15 protein-coding genes and 1 pseudogene are annotated in these 20,969 nt (G+C 56.6%); 14 read left to right on the top strand and 2 right to left on the bottom strand.

The annotated features are described in order from the left end of the window. Positions 1–294: 294 nt before the first annotated feature. Positions 295–771 carry an Lrp/AsnC family transcriptional regulator gene (locus HZZ13_RS00345; protein ID WP_197957732.1) on the bottom strand — a complete coding sequence of 159 codons (477 nt, stop codon included), beginning with the start codon at positions 769–771 and terminating at the stop codon, positions 295–297. Between the two features lie 130 nt (positions 772–901). Here HZZ13_RS00345 and HZZ13_RS00340 point away from each other — a divergent pair, with 130 nt between their 5' ends. The 5 genes from HZZ13_RS00340 to HZZ13_RS00320 all read left to right on the top strand — a co-directional run bounded on the left by HZZ13_RS00340 (position 902) and on the right by HZZ13_RS00320 (position 7,136). Beyond that, entirely contained in the window at positions 902–2,437 is a 1,536-nt protein-coding gene (locus HZZ13_RS00340; RefSeq protein WP_197957731.1) for an NAD-dependent succinate-semialdehyde dehydrogenase, read from the top strand. 10 nt (positions 2,438–2,447) lie between these two features. Further along, entirely contained in the window at positions 2,448–3,848 is a 1,401-nt protein-coding gene (locus tag HZZ13_RS00335; protein WP_197957730.1) for an aminotransferase, read from the top strand. Positions 3,849–3,889: 41 nt separating this feature from the next. Continuing rightward, positions 3,890–4,444, top strand: coding sequence for a peroxiredoxin (locus HZZ13_RS00330; protein WP_197958067.1), 555 nt, complete (start codon positions 3,890–3,892; stop codon positions 4,442–4,444). Positions 4,445–4,450: 6 nt separating this feature from the next. Continuing rightward, positions 4,451–4,975 (top strand): carboxymuconolactone decarboxylase family protein, encoded by a 525-nt coding sequence (locus HZZ13_RS00325; protein WP_197958066.1) that lies wholly within the window; start codon positions 4,451–4,453, stop codon positions 4,973–4,975. 550 nt (positions 4,976–5,525) lie between these two features. Further along, on the top strand, positions 5,526–7,136 hold the full coding sequence (locus HZZ13_RS00320) for a GMC family oxidoreductase (RefSeq protein ID WP_197957729.1): 1,611 nt from the start codon (positions 5,526–5,528) through the stop codon (positions 7,134–7,136). On the opposite strand, the pseudogene HZZ13_RS36470 reads toward HZZ13_RS00320, so the two are convergent. Continuing rightward, positions 7,110–7,581: pseudogene (locus tag HZZ13_RS36470) on the bottom strand (IS5 family transposase); the annotation flags it as partial. The gene HZZ13_RS00320 and the pseudogene HZZ13_RS36470 overlap by 27 nt on opposite strands. An 877-nt stretch (positions 7,582–8,458) precedes the next feature. Between HZZ13_RS36470 and HZZ13_RS00310 the strand changes: the two are divergent. From HZZ13_RS00310 to HZZ13_RS00270, 9 genes are all read left to right on the top strand, one after another. After that, positions 8,459–9,160: an integrase catalytic domain-containing protein gene (locus tag HZZ13_RS00310; protein ID WP_197957727.1), complete on the top strand. Its 702-nt coding sequence runs from the start codon at positions 8,459–8,461 to the stop codon at positions 9,158–9,160. Beyond that, positions 9,157–9,549 (top strand): hypothetical protein, encoded by a 393-nt coding sequence (locus HZZ13_RS00305; protein ID WP_197957726.1) that lies wholly within the window; start codon positions 9,157–9,159, stop codon positions 9,547–9,549. Before HZZ13_RS00310 ends, HZZ13_RS00305 begins: the two co-directional genes overlap by 4 nt. 359 nt (positions 9,550–9,908) lie before the next feature. Beyond that, positions 9,909–11,813: an MBL fold metallo-hydrolase gene (locus tag HZZ13_RS00300; RefSeq protein WP_197957725.1), complete on the top strand. Its 1,905-nt coding sequence runs from the start codon at positions 9,909–9,911 to the stop codon at positions 11,811–11,813. 1,070 nt (positions 11,814–12,883) lie between these two features. Beyond that, positions 12,884–13,087: a hypothetical protein gene (locus tag HZZ13_RS00295; RefSeq protein ID WP_197957724.1), complete on the top strand. Its 204-nt coding sequence runs from the start codon at positions 12,884–12,886 to the stop codon at positions 13,085–13,087. Between the two features lie 528 nt (positions 13,088–13,615). Then, positions 13,616–14,506: an ABC transporter permease gene (locus tag HZZ13_RS00290; RefSeq protein ID WP_197957723.1), complete on the top strand. Its 891-nt coding sequence runs from the start codon at positions 13,616–13,618 to the stop codon at positions 14,504–14,506. 2 nt (positions 14,507–14,508) lie between these two features. Then, positions 14,509–15,399 carry an ABC transporter permease gene (locus HZZ13_RS00285; protein WP_246504262.1) on the top strand — a complete coding sequence of 297 codons (891 nt, stop codon included), beginning with the start codon at positions 14,509–14,511 and terminating at the stop codon, positions 15,397–15,399. Between the two features lie 4 nt (positions 15,400–15,403). Then, on the top strand, positions 15,404–16,501 hold the full coding sequence (locus HZZ13_RS00280; protein ID WP_197957721.1) for an ABC transporter ATP-binding protein: 1,098 nt from the start codon (positions 15,404–15,406) through the stop codon (positions 16,499–16,501). Positions 16,502–17,002: 501 nt separating this feature from the next. Beyond that, positions 17,003–18,088, top strand: a complete 1,086-nt coding sequence (locus HZZ13_RS00275) for an ABC transporter substrate-binding protein (RefSeq protein WP_197957720.1) — start codon at positions 17,003–17,005, stop codon at positions 18,086–18,088. Positions 18,089–19,217: 1,129 nt separating this feature from the next. Beyond that, complete coding sequence (locus HZZ13_RS00270) at positions 19,218–20,645, top strand: aldehyde dehydrogenase family protein (protein WP_197957719.1); 1,428 nt, start codon at positions 19,218–19,220, stop codon at positions 20,643–20,645. Positions 20,646–20,969: the final 324 nt, after the last annotated feature.

Raw genomic sequence — 20,969 nt, 5'->3', positions numbered from 1 at the left:
GGCGCCAAACGCTGCATTCGGCCTTTGAGCTTCGTAGTACGCAGTCGCACCAACGCGAAGGACGAGGGCCGCTTCGTTGTCCGTTGACCTCAGTTACATTGGGAGTTCGTCGTAAGTGCTAGATGACGTGCTTGCTGTCCATGGTCGATCCAGAGCTCAAAATCAAACGAATGCTCAGTTTGAGAACTGACCAAAGCGATACATAGACAATCCGCAATGCGGATTTCTCGCTTTCTGGGCAAAGGTGGCGTGGAAAAACCGCGCGGCAATCCCAATCCGTGCGAGAAGGACAACTCAGTCCTCGGATGGAGAGTCAATTGGAATGGCGAACCCCGCTTTCACGCGGTCCATGATCACCATCGTCTTGAAGCCCTTGATATCCGAGTTCTCGTAGAAGAAACGTCGAGTGAATTGCTCATAGTCTTCCATGGTGCGAGCCGTGACGTATAAGACGAAGTCCGCATCGCCGGTAACGTAAAATCCGTTAACAACGTCGGCGGATGCTTTGATGGCCTTCTTGAACTTGTCGATGATATCTGAGCGTTCGCGCTCCAGAGTGACCAGCACTAGCATTTGAATTGGCCTGCCTACTGCCCTTGGCGAAACGATCGAAACATCGGCCTCGATGATTCCGTCTGAACGCAGCCTCTTTAGCCGACGCTGACACGCAGTCGCAGAAAGCCCGGCCAGTTCGCCGATCGTCTCGGACGTCAAGCGGTTGTTCTTCTGCACGATCTCGAGGATGCGGGCATCAATTCCGTCGTACTGCATAAGCGGCTCCAGCCTGGTGAATTTCTCCGCATATTCCTAACAGCATGCAGGAAATCATCCTGGCATCAGGAAATGCGACGCAAAAGAACTTCGCGGCAAAGTATCCTGAATGCGTACGTGATTTCAAGAAATGACCGCGCGAGACCCTCAAGTGTCCTTTGGAATTGTTTACCAAGCAAACCCGCATGTCATCGGTCTCGCGTCGAGGAGTCTGCAAACGTTGCGGCGGCGCGATTTTGTTGCTGGGGCGGCGCTTATTGAGGGTCGCTGGATTGCGGGCGAGCAAAGGGATGTTGTCGTCGACCCGGCCACTGGGGAAGAGATTGCTGATGTTGCTCGTTGCACCGGGGCGGATATGCACCGAGCAATCGCGGCGGCGGAGCGATGTTTTGCCTCTTGGCGTGGGCTGTTGCCAGCAAAGAGGGGGGCGATCATTAGGGCTTGGGCGAAGTTGATGCTCGAGCACGCGGATGAGCTCGCTGTCCTGACCACCAGCGAGCAAGGCAAGCCCATCGCGGAAGCGCGCCAGGAAATTGCATATGGTGCCGGCTTTCTCGACTGGTTCGCTGCGGAGGGGGAGCGTGCATACGGAGAGACGATCCCCAGTCACAAGTCTGAAAGTTTGCTTCAGGTGCGAATGCAGCCCATCGGTGTTGCGGCGGCGATCACCCCTTGGAATTTTCCTGTGGCCATGATTACGCGGAAGGCTGGAGCTGCGCTTGCGGCTGGCTGTCCGATGATAGTTAAGCCTGCTCCTGAAACTCCGCTTTCTGCTCTTGCGCTGGCCAGGTTAGCTCAAGATGCGGGCGTGCCGCCGGGCGTGTTTCAAGTTGTCGTCGGCGATCCGGTCGAACTTTCCACGCCGCTAGTGCGCGATGAAAGGGTGCGTGCCCTCTCATTCACGGGCTCTACCCAGGTCGGTCGTCTGCTTCTGAAGGGGGCGGCCGAATCCGTAAAGAAAGTGTCACTCGAGCTAGGAGGGCATGCTCCTCTCCTCATCTTTGATGATGTCGATATCGCCAAGGCCGTGAATGGGGCGATGGCCGCAAAGTTTGCCACGTCGGGTCAGGATTGCCTCGCAGCCAACCGGATATACGTGCAACGGGGGATCTACGGTGCTTTCGTCGAGAGCTTTGCCGCTGCCATTGCTCAACTCAGGGTCGGCCACGGCCTGGACCCTGCAACAAATATTGGGCCAATGACGAAGCTGGCAGTTGCCAAGAAATGCAGAGCTCAGATCGACGATGCTGCGGCAAAGGGAGCGCGAGTGTTCTCTTCGGGCAGGGGCGAGGACTTAGGTCCGAATTTCGTCTGGCCGACGCTGCTTACTGAAGTCACCGAACGGATGCTTATCGCAAATGAGGAAACATTTGGTCCCGTAGCGGCTGTGCTCCCCTTTGACTCTGAAGAAGAGGTCGTGGCTCGAGCTAACGCGAGCGAAATGGGGCTGGCTGGTTACGTCTACACAGATAACTTGCGTCGAGCGCTCCGGCTTTCCGAGCAAATTGAGTGCGGCATGCTTGGTATTAATACCGCGTCATTCACAGGGCCGCCCATTCCGTTTGGTGGATGGAAGCAATCCGGGCTCGGTCGTGAGGGATCGCGGCACGGCTTAGCCGAATACATGGAACTGAAGTACATCTGTTTTGGTGATCTGGCGACTTAGGAGAGGCGGCATGAATGACTTCAAAACCATCGCTGAACGAGATCGCTCAAGTGTTCTCCATCCTTTCACCCAGCTTAAGGAATTCGCTACCGGCAAGATAGGCGATCCGACGATTGTCACGGGCGGCAAGGGGGTTCGCATCGAGGACGCGCAGGGGCGCAGTTACATTGATGCATTTGCAGGTCTTTACTGTGTAAACATTGGATATGGCCGGACGGAAGTAGCTGAGGCTATCGCCCGGCAGGCCTACAAGCTCGCATACTATCACACATACGCGGCGCACACGACCGAAGAGCTGGCGACACTTTCGGATCGTCTCGTGCGAATGGCGCCTGGCAAGCCGAGTAAAGTATTCTTCGGATTGTCGGGATCGGATGCGAACGAAACTCAAGCTAAGCTTGTTTGGTACTATAATAATCTGCGTGGCCAGCCGAAGAAGAAGAAGATTATCTCGCGGCAGCGAGGCTATCATGGCTGCTCAGTAATCTCAGGATCCATGACGGGTATGTCGTTCTACCACGATCACATGGACCTTCCCTTTCCGGGCATATTGCACACGGGCGCACCGCACCATTATTGGGGTGCAGAAACGGGCGAGACGGAAGAGTCGTTTTCTCGCCGGCGTGCAGCAGAACTTGAGCAGCTCATCGTGGGAGAAGGTCCCGAAACAATTGGTGCCTTCATCGCGGAGCCAGTACTGGGCACCGGGGGTATTACACCGCCTCCCACTGGATACTGGCGCGAAGTGCAAGCCGTACTGAGGCGCTACGACATTCTTTTAATTGCAGACGAGGTAATCTGCGGATTCGGTCGAACTGGTGCGGACTTCGGGAGTACGCTTTACGGCATCGAGCCTGACTTGGTGACCGTGGCAAAAGGTCTGACGTCCGGCTACATGCCGCTCTCGGGAGCCATTGTTGGCGAGAGGGTCTACGCCGTTATGGAGGAGGCTGCCGATCGCGTGGGAGCATTTTCTCATGGATATACATATTCTGGTCATCCGATCGCGGCTGCCGCTGCGAATGCAGTTCTCGATATTGTTGAAAGTGAGCGACTGAGCGACCGCGCGAGAATAGTCGGTTCGCACTTCCTCAAGCGGCTTAACGAACGCTTTGCACAGCTTGAAATCGTCGGAGAAGTTAGAGGCGTGGGGCTGCTCGGCGCCATCGAATTCGTTGCGGACCGTCATACCAAACGGAGATTTGATCCGCAGCTAAAGGTGGGGGCCCGCATCTCCAAGGCGGCTCGTGATCGTGGGCTCATCGCCCGAGCAATGCCGCACGGTGACATTCTTGGTTTTGCTCCTCCTCTCGTGGTATCTGAACATGAGATAGACGAGATTGTGGATCTGGCCTATCGAGCTACCAAGCAAGTCATGGATGAACTCGCGAAAGAGTCGTCAGCCGGCTGAGACGTGAATTCGTGAGCCCTCAGAAAAAGTTGCCGAAAAAAATGCTCGGAATTGGAAGCAAGCTCCCGCCTTTCGAAGTTGTTGGCGTAAAGCCCGGATTTCAGGTCCAGGAGGAAAAGGGACAGAGCGCATTCGAAACACTCGATGAGAAGAGTTTTCCGGGCAAGTGGAAAATAATCTTCTTTTATCCTAAGGACTTCACCTTCGTCTGTCCCACCGAAATCGCTGAATTCGCCCGTCTGTCGAAGGACTTCGAGGATCGTGACGCCGTAGTGCTGGGCGGCTCGACCGACAACGAATTTTGCAAGCTCGCCTGGCGACGCGACCACAAAGATCTTCATCGCTTGCCGATGTGGCAGTTTGCCGACACCAGGTGGACTCTTGTTGACGGCTTGGGCGTGCGGTCGCCGGACGGCGTCGCATATCGCTACACGTTTATTGTCGATCCCGACAACATCATTCAGCACGTCTATGCGACTAACCTCAATGTCGGCCGCGCGCCGAAGGACACGCTGCGCGTGCTTGATGCGCTGCAGACAGACGAACTCTGTCCATGCAACCGCGAGGTTGGCGGCGAAACGCTGAAGGTGGCATGACAGATGATGTCGATCGGCGAGATTAGCGATCAGATCCCTGACTTCGCCAAGGACGTAAGACTCAACTTCTCGTCCATGGTAGCCGATGAGACGCTTCGCGAGCCTACGCGATACGGCCTGTTTCTCGCCTGCGCCGTCGCAACCCGCAATCGGCAAATGATGTTAGGCTTCGAGACACTCGCCGCCACGAAGCTGACGCCTGAAGCGATCGAAGCCGCCAAAGCGGTCGCATCTGTGATGGCAATGAGCAACATCTATTATCGCTTTGTGCACCTTGCCTCCAATAAACAATATAGGACGATGCCCGCGCGACTGCGCATGAGCTTGATCGGTAATCCCGGCGTAGACAAGGCGGATTGTGAGTTGTGGTCGTTGGCAGTCTCCGCCATCAACGGCTGCGCTGCGTGCATCGATGCGCATGAGAAGGCGCTGCAGGCTGCGAACGTCGCGGCCAGCACGATCCAGACCGCAGTCCGATTCGCGGCGATCATCCAATCGGTGGCGGTCGCGATCGAGTCCGGTCGGGTCTAACCGCTGTGTACTGTTTGTATTTTGCTCGAACGCGTTCACAATGAACTGAAGGCGTATCAGGGGCCACTTAAGCTGAGCTTCGAATAGCTCAGATCGAGCTCATACTGGCGGAAGGCGCTCCGGCATCCCACATCATGGGTGGCGTCAGGGCCAAGATCGCGATACTTCCTTCCCGGAGATCGGGGCGCAGTGAGCGGTTGATAAGGCATGCTCTGTAACTTGTCCGGGTGAAATTGAGAGCCGCCCCAAGAACCCGAAGAAATTCTATGTGAGTTTGGGCGGAGTGGAGTTTCTACGTACTCGCCTGCGATGGCATCGACGCGCACTGACATTGCAATGCCAGGAGCGCTCATGTCCTCGGAAGGGGTGAAGAAACCGCGAATGCATTCTCGTATAGACGGTGCAGTCATTCCCACAATGGCGGTCTGCGTTAGCTTTGACGAGCGGTGGGGCGGTTGCGCTCCGCTTACCTCGGCGCCACGGCCGCGCGTGGAGATCACTCCCGACGCGCTCGTCCAAATGAACCTTGTGCAGGAGAATCTTTCAGATCATGTCAGAATGGGATTACATCATCGTCGGAGGCGGCTCCGCGGGTTGCGTGCTCGCCAATCGTCTCACTGAGGATGCTCGAGTCAAGGTGCTGCTTCTCGAAGCCGGGCCGCGGGACCGCTCTATGTGGATCGATATACCAGCAGGCTACACTAGGGACCAACTGCGAAAAAGATTCAGTTGGAACTTCCAGTTGGACGCTCTAGACGGCACGGCGCGCCAGCGCCTTCCCTGCGCGAGCGGCCGCGGGCTAGGTGGCTCGAGCTTAATCAACGGCTTGCTCTATGTGCGCGGGCAGCCGCTTGATTACGATGGGTGGGACCAGCTTGGCAATCGCGGGTGGTCTTACGGCGACGTGCTGCCGTACTTCAAAAAGTCGGAAAATTACGAGGGGCGAGGCGACGACTCGCGTGGCAAGGACGGCCCGCTCATTGTGAGTGACATTAGGGAGCGCCACGTGCTTTGCGACGCGGTCATCGAGGCCGCCAAAGCGAGTGGCTTCCCGCGCAACGAAGACTACAACAACGGGGAGCAGGAAGGTTTCGGCTACTTTCAGGCCACGATCAAGAATGGTCAACGCTGGTCGGCGGCTCGCGCCTTTTTGGATCCAGCGCGCGGCAGGCCGAACCTGCATATCGAGACCAATGCCCTTGTTAGCCGCATCCTGCTCGAGGGCAAGCGGGCGGTTGGCGTTGCGTATACTCTGCATGGCGAAAACCGCGAGGCACGCTGTGAAGGTGAGGTGATTGTCTCCTGCGGCGCTATCCAGTCGCCTGGGGTGCTGGAGCTTTCGGGTATCGGCCAGCCGGAAGTCCTCAAAAGGTTTGGGATCGAGGTCCATCAGGAGTTGAGAGGGGTCGGAGAGAATTACGGCAACCACTTCTGTGTCAGTATGGCCTGGCGCATCAATCGACCCATCACATTCAATGAGCAGGCGCGGGGTTTCAGTCTCCTTCGCGAGATCATGCGGTACTATATTAGTCGGACGGGCCTGCTCACTCGACCAAACGGCATAGTGGCCGGCTTTGTTCGCACGCTGCCCGGCCTCCAAACGCCCGACGCGCAGTTCCACATGGCACCAGCCACTTACGATCCGAGGCGGCGCGGAAGCCTTGAGGTAGAACCTGGAATGACCTTTGCGGTCAACCAGTGCCGACCCGAATCGCGCGGTTCGATCCATATCAAGTCGGCGATCGCCGGCAACGAGCCCGCAATTCAGCCGAATTTCTTATCTGCGGAGATGGATTGTCAGTGCACGGTGGCCGGTATGCAGATCGCGCGCAAGATCATGCAGGATGCCGCGATCGCCAGATATACCGCTTTCGAGATCCATCCACGCGAGAAGGTGCAGAGCTACCGAGACTTACTCGACTACGCTCGCCATGCCGGACGAGGAGTCCACCATTTCGTCGGCACTTGTAAAATGGGCAGCGATCCTATGTCAGTCGTGGATGAGCGCCTGCGTGTGCACGGACTCATTGGGCTGCGCGTCATTGATGCTTCGATTATGCCGACCGTGCCTTCCGGCAACACCTATGCGCCAACCCTTATGGTAGCCGAGAAGGGTGCCGACATGATCAAGCAAGACGGTAGACGAGGACGTTGGGAATGACAGCGCGTCTGCGGTGAGGAGCGTAAACGGTACGGGACATCCTAAACCTCGATGGGCCATATCTATCCTGGTGCTGAAGCCGCCGCGCGAGCGCCCGATTGCCTGACCTTCGGACCTCTTTCTTCGCCCCGGTGGCGTTCTGATGCGCCCGATTATCGTGGTATCGACGATCGGTTATTCGAAGTCCGGATCGTCGGACAGCGCCTCGAACATTCACCACCAAATACCCCCTTGACGCTCCATTGAGTGAGGTCCCGGAACACGCTGTTCCAGTCTCCGCGCGCCGCCGGAAGATCACGCCAAGGACAGCCCGTACAAGCGATCCAAAGCACCCCTTATGCTAACAACCAGGTTGTCGCGTCCTGTCGAACCTTTCTGATCGGGCCGGCCTATCATGCGTGGTGCTGCGCTTGCAGGTCACGTCGCTCACCAGCAAACCATCCATCACACCCGTGGCCGCGATGCCGAATGAACTCTCGCGCAGCCAACAAGGCCATCGAGCCGTTTCGCCCGCTCAGGCGACTTGAACGGCTTCACCCCGGCCGGCGCCACGTGGTCCTTCACCGTGTGATGGCTGCAGCCCAGCTGTCGCGCAATCCGCCCAGATCCCACCGCACGCCCTCAGGCGCAACATCTCCGCCACGTCATCCGGCGTCTTCATCACCTGCCCTCGTGGATCACTCCACGACAAGCCTTCCGTGATTCGTTCCTCGTTCATTCGCTCTCTCCTCGGCTATCCAAGGAGGGGCCAACTCCTCGTGACGCCGAGGGCGCATTGCCTCACTAAAAATGTTACCGAGAACTTGCCTGTCGTGTCTGGGGCGGAGCTGCCGAATCGGTTCGGTGGCGGGTATGGCAGGGAAGATCAGCATGCGCGCAAAGCGCGAGATCACATCAGCGCTGGCCGAGCGTTATCGGGCAAGCGGGCGGCTCGAGAAGGGACGGATCCTAGACGAGCTGTGCGCCGTTGCGGGCTGGCATCGCAAGCACGCGATCCGAGCACTGTCGGTGGACAGGGCATCGGGATCGGCCGTGCCGCGACGACGAGGCCGGACCTACGGAGCTTCCATTCGCGTTGCACTGATTGTGCTATGGGACGCCTCTGACCGGCTCTGCAGTAAGCGGCTCGTCGCGATGATCCCATTTTTACTTCCGGCTCTTGAACGGCACGGCAGATTGAAGCTCTCTGCCGATGACAGGTCGAAGGTTTTGAAGGTGAGCGCGGCGACGATCGATCGTCTGCTGAGCGACGTAAAGATCGCAGCAGCGGAGGACGCCGACGGCGGGCGGGCTTTTCCAGTGCCGTACGGCGCCAAGTCCCGGTGCGTACATTCAATGACTGGGGATCACCTCCGCCGGGGTACTGCGAAGCGGATCTGGTTGCGCACGGCGGCATGTCCGTGTCCGGCGCGTTCATTCAGACGCTAACGATGGTAGATATCGCAACGGGGTGGACCGAATGCTTTCCGCTCGTCGTGCGTGAAGCCGCTCTTGTGGTCGAAGCTCTCGAGCGCGCGCAGAACCTATTTCCCTGGCCCGTTCGGGGGCTCGATTTTGACAACGACGACGCCTTCATGAACGACACGGTCGTAACGTGGTGCCGTTCTCACGATGTCGAAGTCACCCGTTCGAGGGCCTACAAAAAGAACGATCAGGCATTCGTTGAACAAAAGAACGGAGCTATCGTTCGCCGCCTGGTGGGCTACGGGCGGTTTGAAGGCATTGATGCCGCTCGCTCATTAGCTCGCCTGTTTGCGGCGGCACGGCTGCACATCAATTTCTTCCAGCCCTCGTTTAAGCTGAAGGAGAAGCACCGCGAAGGTGCCAAGATGATCAAGCGCTATCTTCCTCCCGCTACGCCGTACGAAAGAGCGTTGGTCCACCCGAGGCTTAATGAGGCATTCAAAGGTCGGCTGCGGAGATTTACCGGACGCTCGATCCGGTGGCATTGCTGGCACAGATGCGGGATGCTCAGAATGAGCTGGGTAAGCGGGTCGATCAACGGGCCGGAAAGTCAGCAATGACTGTAGCGCCGGTGCAAAGCGACTTGGCGGCCTTTGCCGGAGGGCTCGGCGATGGTTGGAAACAGGGTGAGCAGCGGAGCATTCATCGGCGCCGCTACGTGCGGCGCAAGCCTGTGCCACGTCGGCCATCGATGCTCGGGCCCTACATTCCCATCATTGAGGAATGGCTCGCTGCGGCTCCGCACTTGTCCGCGGTCGATCTTCTCTCCCGGCTGGAAGCGCATGCGCCCAGTCGGTTCAGCGGCCATCAGCGGCGTACCGTGCAGCGACTGGTGAAGAGCTGGCGATCAAAGGCCGCTCGACAGCTCATCGGCAGCGCAGAGGTCACGTTGAGCACCGACCCACCCTCCGTGCCTGAGGTTCAAGGCCCCACAAGTGCGTTCGCCTAATCACCGCAAGCCGCTCGCTCGCTACAGCGCTATGGATGGCGCGCTTCGCGAGCGGCTTGCTCGGACTCGCGGCAGGCCGGATCCGGCAAGAACAGAGCTCCGTTTCGGTAACATTCTCATCTGAGGCAATATGAGGGGGCAATTTTCCATGGCGCGCGACTGATAGCTGAGAAGTTCAAGCTCGACGTTCGCGCTTGAGAGGTTGACCAGCTCTGCTGGGGCCGATCAGCATTGGGAAAATCTATCGATGGAGATCGCTCGACGCACAATTTACTCAGTAAATGAGGATCCATTGCATTAATCGATCCCGGCATCTCGCTATTGTGCGTACTGCTTTGAAGGGTGCGACAGGAGATGTCATGCGCGAGGAACATGAATTGGCTTTGATCCAGCGTTCCAATAATCTTTGGGAATTCCGGGACACTTGCAACGTCTACGTTCTGAAAAGCGGCAAGGAGTGTCTGTTGATCGATACAGGATCCGGCGCCATTATGCAGCATCTTGCCGCCATTGGCATCGAGCGGATCGACTGGATCCTACATACGCATCACCACAGAGATCAGTGCTGGGGAACGCCGTCTCTAAAGAAGGCCGGCGCAAAAGTGGCTGTCCCGGAATACGAACGCCACCTATTTGAAAATACCGAGGCTTATTGGCAGGCTCGGCGCATCTACGACAATTACAACAACAGCAATACGTTTTTTTCGTTGGCGGAAAATCTTTCGGTTGATGCTGCGCTGGAAGACTATGGCACTTTTGTCTGGAAGGAATACGAGTTTCGTGTTCTTCCTGCCAAAGGGCATACTTACGGCATGGTCAGCCTGATAACAAACGTCGATGGCAAGAAAATTGCCTTTACAGGCGATCTAATGACAAGCGGCGGTAACCTCTATCAGCTTCATGCGATGGAGTATGGCTATGGTGAACTCCCAGGGGTTAGTTTTACGATGCAATCGATCCTCGCCTTAAAAAAGGAGGACGTCGAGACCGCTTATCCGTCTCACGGGACTCCGATCCGTGAGTTGAACTCAGATATCGAGAGGCTCGAATCAAAGCTTGAGACGCTCGCTAGTATAGGCAGACTTTTTACGTCCTGCCGCGGTACCAGTCATAGTGACATGCAGCTGATCCGTGAGAGCCGATTGCAGCCAATTACCGAGCATTTGTTGTGGGCTGGACCATACACTTGCTCTAACTTTTACATTGTTTTGAGTGGCTCCGGCCACGCGATGCTCATCGACTACGGGTTCTCCCATTTTGGACATCTCCATGCGGGCCCGGATCACGATGGCTTGCAGGCTTTACGATTCGTCGAGCACCATCTTGATCAGTTGCGCGACGATTATGGAGTGCGGGATATCGAACTAGTCGTTCCCACGCACATTCATGACGACCATATCGGCGGCATACCTTTTCTCCAGCGACATTTTGGAACCCAATGCTGGGCTCTCGATTGTGTTGCCGAGGTCATTACTGATCCAGCTGCATGGGCAAGTACTCCGTGTTGCTTTCACAAACCGATCGAAGTGCAGCGGATTTTGCGCGCTGGTGAGGCCTTTCATTGGAGAGGATTCGACTTCGAGGTTCATTACGCACCAGGACAAACCGAATACCACGCGATCATATTCGGCAACATCGATGGCAAGCGGATCGTCTTTGGGGGAGACAACCTATTGCTTTTCAATCCGAACGCCAGAGGGATTGATCGCGACATTGCCGTCCAGACTACAGTGATGCGCAACAGCTTCCAACTGGAGATGCATCGTCGCTGCGCGGATGTGATCCGCGCGACCCAGCCTGATCTCGTGTGCCCTGGGCACGGAGAGCTGATTGTTATGGGCGAGTCAAGAATTGCTGAGTACACGGACTACATCGAACGGAAGGAAGAGGCTTTCCGGGATATCGTAGGTGAACCAGCAAATGAGTTCATTGATCTATTCTGGGCGCGAATGCTGCCATATCTTTCGGAAGTCCGTGCAAATAGTGAGGTCACATACAGGATCAAGATTCGCAACAACTTGGAGCGTACGGCCGTGTATAGCGCTCAGCTCCTGCCGCCATCTGGTTGGACTTCGAGAACGGCTGAAAGCATCTCGCTTCAGGCGGGGGAGCAAGGCGAGATAATGCTTCAGGCGACTACGCCGTCTCAGGGCGATCCGCGGCGGAGGCTCATGACCGCCGAGATTTTCATCGACGGAGTAACGCAAGGCCCCGTTTGTGAAGCCCTCGTCGTGGTTATCGGATATCGAAGGCCACAGGCCTAGCCCTGTTACTGGCATCCTGCGTCTCTCGTGAAATGCGATAACAGGACTAGTGGCAACGAATACAGAATTCGCGAAGGACCTTGGTGAACACGAAGACTACCTGGGCGACAACTCGATTGAAATGGAGATCGAAGACGGCGTCATTTGAGTCTATGGTGTCGGCGAAGACGGCGTCAAAGCGCTCACCGATTTCGAATCGAAAACCTGATCGAACTTATCAGGTCTACAAAGAAGATCCAGGACTGCTCGGGTGATGACCCTGCCGCCTACGCCGAATGGATCAGTTCAGGCGCTCCGACTATTCCCCGTTCGGCAGTGACGTCGTCGGCCCCTGTGTCGACCGCCGCATCAAGACTTCGTGCTGTCTGTCGTCGAAAAGAGCGAAATCCAGGCACTCAACCGCCTCCAGCCCGGCCTGCCGCATCGTTGATGCCGCCAAACCGGCGGGTCGTACTCCGGCACCTAATCCTCCGAGGGCCGAGCAGAGCGCCTGTCGCAGCATGGCCGGCAGACGTGTCTGCGGTTGCATCGACCCTGACATGCGCCGCAAACTCTCATTCTAGCGCAACCAGCGCATTCCTCGACGATCTCACGCAGCGGATGATCACGCCGCACCTCGCATCGAGGTCACAACCTGAACAGCTCGCCAGTTCGATCGCCGCCGCGCTGCATGCGCGTCTTCGAATGGCCCCCAGCCAATGATCAAGCTCACCTCGACGGCGGGCGACTTCTTCAACAGCGTGGTAGTTGCGCTGTGTTTCCGCGATCCACGAACGGTCGAACCCGGATAGACTTTGGTACCTACCTTTAACAACGCTTTCAGGCTAAGGTGTGAAGCTCGGCGGGCTGGCGAGTGCGAAGTGATGAGCGAAACTTAATCGTCGTCAGGTTTTGGCCGAAGCTCGAGCGCTAGCTAGCGGAAACGGACCGAGTCGCCCGGTCAAGAGAAGGACAAGCTCCACGGTGCGCTGGCTTGCGACAAGCTGCCGGTCGGCTTGCCGACAAAAAAGGGGTAAGGTGGAAGCAGCAAGAGGCCCGCCATCTGCAATGCCGGCGACCAGGATCAATCAATGCCGCTGGTGGATGTGGGCTCGAATGGCAGCGCGACGCAAGCCGCCGGAGGCCTCAGCCGATCCTGCCATTGCCAGGCTAGCCTTGCCATCGTATCCGATCGCGATATCGTCGCTTACGCCGCCACCGGGATTGTTCCAAGCACCTCCGGAATCGAACGAACCATCGCAAAGGCCAACTCCTCCTCTGCGGACAACACTTGACCCCGCGCGGCCTGCGGAAAGACTGTCAAAGAACGCTGTCGAACGCAGGAATTGAGCTTCAGCGCAGGGATTAATGCATTAAATCGGCGATCAGGCACCGTTATTGTTATTAGAGAGACACGGGTAATGGTGCTTTCGGGACGACGGCATCTTGCACTCTTGCAATCCCAGAGATGCAGGCAGAAGTGCGAGATATGCGGTCAAGTCAAATCGGACCCGAACTAAAGACAGCTTATCTGCGGGGAGGAACTATGTCCGCCGGGAACTACATTTTTATCAGTGGTGGCTCTGTTGGGTGTGCCGACGCCGGTCACGACGGATGGTGCGCTCGTCGGCGCAGTCTTCACAAGGATGGGCAACTCAACTGGTCGGTACAGACGATGTGCGCGCGGGCTAACCAGGCTGCAGCGCTTTGAAATAAAAACTACTCGGAGCTGCTAGGTTGACGAGTTAGCGTCCCGCGAGGGGACACAGTGCTTGCGTGCAGCGATGTCGTGAACCCGTTCCGATTAATCCGATTTGCGGTCTTTGATCGATCTTTCCATTGTAAAGGGTTGTCTGCGTAAGATGAAGACGAGTGCCCGAACCACAATACTGCTGCTGCTTCCTGCGGTAGCAATATACGTTGTCCTCCTTGCATTGCCGCTATCGACGGTGCTTGAGCAAAGTTTCCGCGTCTTCACGCCGGGTCGAATTGGATCCGAGGCGGGCGCTTCGCTCACAACGGAGAATTATAGCGAGCTCTTCGTTCCGGTCTATGCGCACTACTTTATCCGGACTTATCTCCTAGCGTTCTGCGCATCCGTGATCGCCCTCATCTTTGCGTTTCCGATCGCCTATTACATCGCCAGGAATGCCTCCTCGATGGCGCGGAAGTCTTGGATTTCGGCGCTCATCGGGCTGCTGTTCTTGAGTTCCTTGGTCCGGATTTATGCAATTCAGCTGACCTTGGGCCCCGTGGGGATACTCGGTCCAGCCATGTCCTTTTTCGGAGTCAACATGAGTGGCGGGCCATATCTTAACTTCGTTATTGTAGCGGGATTGCTCCATTACCAAATCCCCATGTCGATTCTGATTCTGATCGGCGCAGTATTGAACCTCAACCCGCGACTGACCGAAGCAGCTCAGGCCCTCGGCGCCTCGGCGTTTAGTTCTCATCGAACCGTAACGCTCCCGTTGTGCATCAAGGGACTGATCTCTGCATTTTTGGTCTCAATGACCCTTGGTGTGAGTGCGTTTGCCGTACCGTGGATCTTGGGGCAGGGGCGTGTACTATTCATTTCGAATCTCATCTACAGCCGCTTCGGCGAGGTCGGAAACTATCCGAGCGGCGCGGCATTTTCGGTCGCCATGATCGTTCTTTCCCTGCTTCTGATTTTCCTGATGTCCAGACTGACCACCTTGCTGGATCGGACGTGAAAATGTTCAGGAATTCTGGCGCCACTCTTGTCTTCCGTACTGCGCGTGTGATGGGACGTAGAGCACTTTTCAGCAAGCGACACGCCGATGCTGGCCTTACCTGGTGCGTAAAGGCGATCATTGGTCTGACCGCAGTATTTTTGCTGCTCCCGGTGATCATAACAGTGGTCATGTCGGTCGATTCGCGCGACTATCTCGGTTCATTTCCTCCTCCAAGCATCTCGATGCACTGGTTCGACCGGTTCTTTCACAACGCCTATCTATGGCCCGCATTTCATACCAGCCTGTTGCTCGCGATCGCGACGACAGCTGTTGCAACTGCGATAGGAACCCTGGCCGCGCTGGGCATCAGCCGGATGTCTCCGCATTTGCGTGATCCTATCACCACAGCGTTCTTGGCGCCTCTCATGCTGCCTGGAATTACTATCGGTTTCGCGCTCGTTATGGTCCTTTCGGCCGTGGACGTGCTGCCAACCTTTTACAAGCTGCTCGCTGGTCACCTCATCGTTGCAGTCCCGTACACCATCAGAATGACACTGATCGGTCTGAGTGGGATAAGCCGAACGCTACGTGAAGCCGCACTGATTCTTGGTGCCAATGAGCGCCAGGCTTTCTTCACGATTACTTTGCCGCTGGCCAAGAACAGCATTGCTGCTGGTGCGATCTTTGCCTTCGCGTTCTCTATGGACGATTTGACGATTAGTCTCTTCCTGAGTGACTTCAATACGTATCCGCTTCCTGTCGCTCTCGTTAGTCTCATGAGATCGAGTTTTGATCTCACACTCGCCGCGGCCGCCGTCTTCCTGATGGGGCTGACTATCGTCATTTTGATCATGCTGGATCGCGTGCTCGGTCTCGATCGCGTTATCGGCCACGGCATCTATAGGGCGTAATCGCATGAATGTTCTTGAATTGAAAAATGTCACTAAGAAGTATGGAGAGCACGTCGCGGTCGATGGCGTCTGCTTGGACATCGAAAAAGGAAAAGTCCTCTCACTTCTGGGGCCAAGCGGCTGTGGCAAAACGACGACGCTGCGGATCATTGCGGGCTTCACGTCGCATGACAGCGGGATCGTGGAAATCTCTGGCAAAAATGTTGGCCATCTGAGACCTTATGAGCGCAATGTCGGACTCCTCTTCCAGGATTATGCGCTTTTCCCTCACCTGACGGTGGCCCAGAATGTCGCCTATGGGATGCGGTACCGCGGAACTCCGTCATCGGTGATACCGTCCCGCATCAAGCAGATGTTGTCGCTTGTACGTATGAGCGGCATGGAGGGGAGATATCCCGCTCAGCTAAGCGGTGGGCAACAACAGCGTGTTGCTCTTGCCCGGGCCCTTGCCACAGATCCCCAGATTGTTCTGCTCGACGAGCCTCTGTCGGCGCTTGACGCAAAGCTTCGTGTGGAGCTCCGCATTGAGCTGAAGGAGATCCTGAGATCCGTCGATGCGACGACTATTGTCGTCACCCATGATCAAGAGGAGGCCCTCAGTTTGGGCGACGAAGTCGTCGTCATGCAGGCGGGAAAGATCGTTCAGCGTGGAACGCCGACGCAAATTTACGCCGCGCCGGCGGATAAGTTCGTTGCCGAGTTCGTGGGAAGGTCGAATTGGTTTCATGGTGCGACACGCGATCGCTTCACTGGAGGAGTAAGCTCCTACATCACCAGTGAGGGAGCTGAAATCCGCGCGAAATCAGCGCAGTCCGAGCAATGCGGCCGCGCCGATCTCTGTATTAGACCGGAAAGCATCGAACTGGTGGAGGAGGCCGCGGGTGCAATTGCGCCAGATCCAGAACGCAATGTTCTGACCGGTGTCGTGTTTGACGTGGCACCGCTCGGCGCTGACGTGCATGTGGTCATTGAACTTCCAGGGAAAACCCGATTGCTGGTCATTCGCAAGAATATCGACAGAATTCCGGCAGTCGTGCCGGGGCAATCGGTGCGCGCCGTTTTTGCGGCGTCTGATGTCCTCCTGTTCTCAGACCGGCGGTGAAAAAATCTCGTCTGCAACAGGCTGCAGTCTGATGCTTGCAGTGCTGTTTCGATATCCGTCTCGCAGCGGTTACACGTTGCGGCGAACGGCGCACAGGAATGACGGAAACTTCAAAGCTATGTCCCCGCTGGTACCCATTTTACAACTGCGATGATCTATTCTCCTAGCCCTCGACGCCCTAAAAACCTTAATGGTTTTGTCTGGTTGTCTCTATGTGCGGCGGTTAGTCAGCTGAGCCCTCGCGACTTGTATCGCGACGCCGAAAATCGGCGCCGTAGGGGCTGAATACGCGATAATAAGGCGAGAAGTAGGAACAAACGCAGCTTAAATAGCATCAAGATCAGGTACCGATCTGTTGACGAGGCCATCGTGCGTCCGGACGTCGAGATGAACGTCCAGTGTGGATGGACTGCTACAGCGCTGAACGACCAGGACTAGAAGAAAAAACAGCTGCCGGTCAGCGCGCACTTTCGCAAGTAGTTATCACTGGGAGGGATATACATGTTTACGATATCACGCCGTGGAATTCTAAAAAGCGCGGCTTCGGCGATGGCCTTGGGATCCGGCATTTCAGCCGTGGGCGTTGGCGGGGCTCTCGCAGCAGAAACTATCAATGGTGTTACATGGGGCGGAGATTGGGGTGAAGCGACGAACGCGGTTACCGCCAAGCAGTCGCTCGTCAATGTTAATTGGCAATTATATTCGGGGCCGGCATCGGTCTTTCTGACAAAAATCAAGGCTATGGGGGCGCGCCCCAATGTAGATTTAATAGCGGCGTTCGATGCTACATACCCGATCGTTGCCCAGGAAGGCTTGGGTGAGCCAGTCACGCCAGAAAAAGTACCGAATATTGTAGATATTCCCCAAACGCTCCTGGTCAAAGATGGTGCGGGAAATGTCATCAATGTCCCGACAAGTATCGGTACATTTTGCTGGTTTTATCGGGAAGACCTCGTTCCCTTCCAGATTACTAAGCTTGACGATCTTTTGGACCCAAGGCTCAAGGGAAAAATCTGCTTTCCGATCCCCACGGCGGGAGGGAATACGCAGATGTTATCGATTGCCTTGTACAAGGGTGGCGACGAGAAGAACTTGGATCCGGCTTGGGATTTCGTGAAAAAGCTGGCGAGCAGTGGAAACATAGGGCGCGTATTTAATTCGGACGTTGAGCTCACAAATTCGATCGTTTCTGGCGAAACGGCTATAGGTTGGGCTCCAACTACTGACATCGTTAAGTTCTCATCTAAGTTCAAGATCCGGTTCCTGATGAAAATGGACCCGAGCACCACCGGATTCAGGGCGTTCGTCTTCTCATCAGGGTGGTGCGTCGTGAAGGGCGGAAAGACCGATGCCGCCCTTAAGCTCGCAAACTATTTTATCAGTCCTGAGGGCAACACACTATTTTGCAACGTCTCGCACGGTTTGCCCGCCAATCCTAAGGCAAGCGTATCCGACGAGAAGAAGCCTTTTATGTGGAGCAGTGAAGAGATGGATAAATACGCCTATTTGCCCGATTGGACCTATCTCGGCAAGCAGAAGGATGCCTCGATGAAACGTTGGGAGCAAGAAATCCAACCGCTGCTTTAAGCTGGAGCGCGAAAGAGCCTCACTTTGAAGCTGCTCAACAGTGTTTGAGGTGGATTCGGTACCGTTCGTTGGTGGCTCGAGATCGGGGTGCCACGACCACAGCCAGGCTCTCGTCGCCTGTTGCCGTCGACAATCTTAAGGACCGCACAGCAACGGTCGCAGTCGAACTATTTGTGAATGACCAGCGCGCGTTGGGCCGTTCCTCTACAAGGAGCGGCGCTCGCGCGCCGAGGTTCGTGAGCTGATCGTCCGCGGTGGGCGCGGTTTTTCCACGACTACTCGCGCTCGCGCCGCTGCAGAACAACACGGGTCTCGTTGGCTATCTCGCGCAGCTCGCCTTCCGGTGCTGGGGATGCTGCGACCGGTGCGCTGCTGACTCGCGCCAAGCCCAAGGCTATCCCTGCGCTCCATGGCTTGTCGTTAGCTGTCGCATCATCGTATCGATCGTTGGGCAGTTGTTGACATGTGAGCCGGAACGCTCGTCTTGGCTTCGCAGAAATTGCGGCGAGCGGAATCCTTCCTTTTCCATGGAGAAACGGAACTCAGGTCCGACAAATGTAAACGGATCCGAGGCGCTGCTGATCAGCGGCCCCTTCAGCGCTCTTCTCGATTTTCAATGCTGCCGTGCCGGTACTCACTTCAGAGGGTGTCCGCTCGTAGCGGCGTTCGGCCCGCCAATGAATTGTCCTTCGGAATCCACAGTAATCCCGAATGGCCCTTATCAACATCGACGTCTCGATACATGGGGCTCGCAAACCAGACGATAACAGCGAAAGCTCTTTACCAGCCCGGCATGGGAGTCCTGCTGTCTCTCCCCTTCTGGCCGGCATAGCTGGTTCTGCGCTGTCTATCTAATCTGCATGCGGGGACGTAGGCGCACCACAAAGAAACCGGAATTGCAGAATTTCTCTGGTCGACGCCTAGATTTTGCAGTTTCGGGGCGTCTCCGCTCCTTTATAGAGGCAGTCGCAGCAACCCTTCGCCGGAGTAAAGCCCTGGTTTAGAGGCTTGCGCAGTCCGAAGTCACCCTAGGGCGCTGCTCACATTCACTCGTGACGAAGCACCAGACCGATCCCTCTGAGAAAACTTCGCGCGTCGGCAGATCGGCTCGACACAGACAGGAGTGCACATGCGTGAGCATATGAAATTTTACATCGACGGCGAATGGGTTGCCGCGATGGGTGACGCGAAATTGAGTGTGATTAATCCTGCCACGGAGGCTGTCGCGGGTAGGATCGCCCTCGGTTCAGGCGCCGACGTCAATCTTGCGGTCGGCGCTGCCAAACGTGCGTTCGCATCCTGGTCCCGCTCTGACCGCCAGCAACGAGTTCGGGTTTTGCAGCGTATCGCTGCGGAATATGAACGACGCGCCGGCGATCTCGCCCTGGCGATGACCGAAGAGATGGGCGCGCCGACCTCCGTCTCGGGCGGCCCCCAGGTTGATCTGGGGCTTGTCCACCTCAAGTCCACGGTGGACGTTCTGCTGGAGTTTCCTTTTGAAGAACAGCGCGGACGGACGGTTCTTCGTCGCGAGGGCATCGGCGTGTGCGGCCTAATCACGCCATGGAACTGGCCAATGAACCAGATCGTCTGCAAGGTGGCACCCGCGATCGCTGCCGGTTGCACAGTAATCCTAAAACCCTCGGAGTTGGCGCCTTTCTCGGCTCAAATCTGGGCGGAGATTGTCCATGAAGCCGGTACACCAGCCGGCGTATTTAACATGATCCAGGGGGATGGGCTTGGCGTTGGGGTGGCTCTATCGACACACCCCGACGTGGACCTGATCTCCTTTACCGGTTCGACCCGCGCTGGCGTTGAGGTCGCTCGAAACGCCGCGCCGTCCGTGAAGCGCGTGTGTCAAGAGTTGGGTGGCAAGAGCCCGCTCATCATCTTCGACGACGATCGGTTTGCTGACGGGGTTGCATTCGGGGTGAAAGAGGTCATGTACAACTCCGGGCAAGACTGCGGTGCGCCTACTCGAATTCTTGTTCCGCGTCATCGCATGGACGAAGCTATCGGCATAGCAGGCAAAATCGCCGCCGGCCTCACCGTCGGAGATCCGCTAAGTGATCCTGATCTCGGGCCTGTAGTTTCGCAGGCGCAATTCGAAAAAGTTCAGTGCCTGATCGAAGCCGGCATTGCAGAAGGCGCCACTCTCGTGACGGGAGGACTCGGTCGCCCGGAGGGTCTCGATCGCGGCTACTATGTCAAACCCACTGTATTCGCAAACGTCTCCAACAACATGAGGATCGCCCGAGAGGAGATCTTCGGGCCAGTCGCGTCTATCCTCTCTTACGACAATCTGGAGGATGCGGTGGCTATCGGCAACGATACAGACTATGGCCTGTGCTCCTACATCTGGGGAGCGGACGCTAAGACGATCGATCGCATTGCTATTCAACTGCGGAGCGGACGTGTGAAAGTTAATGATGCCGCCGGCGATCCCATGGCGCCGTACGGCGGGTACAAGCGGAGCGGCAACGGTCGCGAGTTCGGGGAGTTCGGCCTTGCCGAGTTCTTGGAGGTGAAAGCAATCGTTCGCCCTGCGGTTTCCTAAACCCTTCCTTCGCATGCTTGTGCGTTCATGCCGACCTTGTAGGCACAAGCCTCGCCGCAGCAGAATTTGTCAGGCCAATTCGCCACGGCACCAATTAAGCGGCGAGGCAAGCCATCTTCAGGGGCGCCTGCCACGAGCACATGATTGGACTCGGAGAGCCCGCCGCCAACGCAACCCGCTGTGATGGATTGCCACGAGTGCGGGTTTGCAGGACGCACAAGCTCTGCTGTTCTTGGCAAGTGCAGTGAGCATGATGGCAAGTAGCGTGGACCGAGATGCGCAATGCTCACATCAGAAGCCGCGCAAGCAGGATGCTTCGTCGGT

It is taken from the genome of Bradyrhizobium agreste (assembly GCF_016031625.1).
GTDB classification, from domain to species: Bacteria; Pseudomonadota; Alphaproteobacteria; order Rhizobiales; family Xanthobacteraceae; genus Bradyrhizobium; species Bradyrhizobium agreste.
The sequence above is the reverse complement of the archived record's forward strand: the minus strand, read 5'-3'. Positions and strand labels throughout refer to the sequence as shown.

Coding starts and splice junctions, on each gene's coding strand:
- HZZ13_RS00320 (WP_197957729.1), top strand. CDS start 5,526: ATGTCAGAATGGGATTACATCATCGTCGGAGGCGGCTCCGCGGGTTGC.
- HZZ13_RS00270 (WP_197957719.1), top strand. CDS start 19,218: ATGCGTGAGCATATGAAATTTTACATCGACGGCGAATGGGTTGCCGCG.
- HZZ13_RS00330 (WP_197958067.1), top strand. CDS start 3,890: ATGCTCGGAATTGGAAGCAAGCTCCCGCCTTTCGAAGTTGTTGGCGTA.
- HZZ13_RS00280 (WP_197957721.1), top strand. CDS start 15,404: ATGAATGTTCTTGAATTGAAAAATGTCACTAAGAAGTATGGAGAGCAC.
- HZZ13_RS00345 (WP_197957732.1), bottom strand. CDS start 771: ATGCAGTACGACGGAATTGATGCCCGCATCCTCGAGATCGTGCAGAAG.
- HZZ13_RS00300 (WP_197957725.1), top strand. CDS start 9,909: ATGCGCGAGGAACATGAATTGGCTTTGATCCAGCGTTCCAATAATCTT.
- HZZ13_RS00335 (WP_197957730.1), top strand. CDS start 2,448: ATGAATGACTTCAAAACCATCGCTGAACGAGATCGCTCAAGTGTTCTC.
- HZZ13_RS00340 (WP_197957731.1), top strand. CDS start 902: ATGACCGCGCGAGACCCTCAAGTGTCCTTTGGAATTGTTTACCAAGCA.
- HZZ13_RS00275 (WP_197957720.1), top strand. CDS start 17,003: ATGTTTACGATATCACGCCGTGGAATTCTAAAAAGCGCGGCTTCGGCG.
- HZZ13_RS00305 (WP_197957726.1), top strand. CDS start 9,157: ATGACTGTAGCGCCGGTGCAAAGCGACTTGGCGGCCTTTGCCGGAGGG.
- HZZ13_RS00295 (WP_197957724.1), top strand. CDS start 12,884: ATGCCGCTGGTGGATGTGGGCTCGAATGGCAGCGCGACGCAAGCCGCC.
- HZZ13_RS00285 (WP_246504262.1), top strand. CDS start 14,509: ATGTTCAGGAATTCTGGCGCCACTCTTGTCTTCCGTACTGCGCGTGTG.
- HZZ13_RS00325 (WP_197958066.1), top strand. CDS start 4,451: ATGTCGATCGGCGAGATTAGCGATCAGATCCCTGACTTCGCCAAGGAC.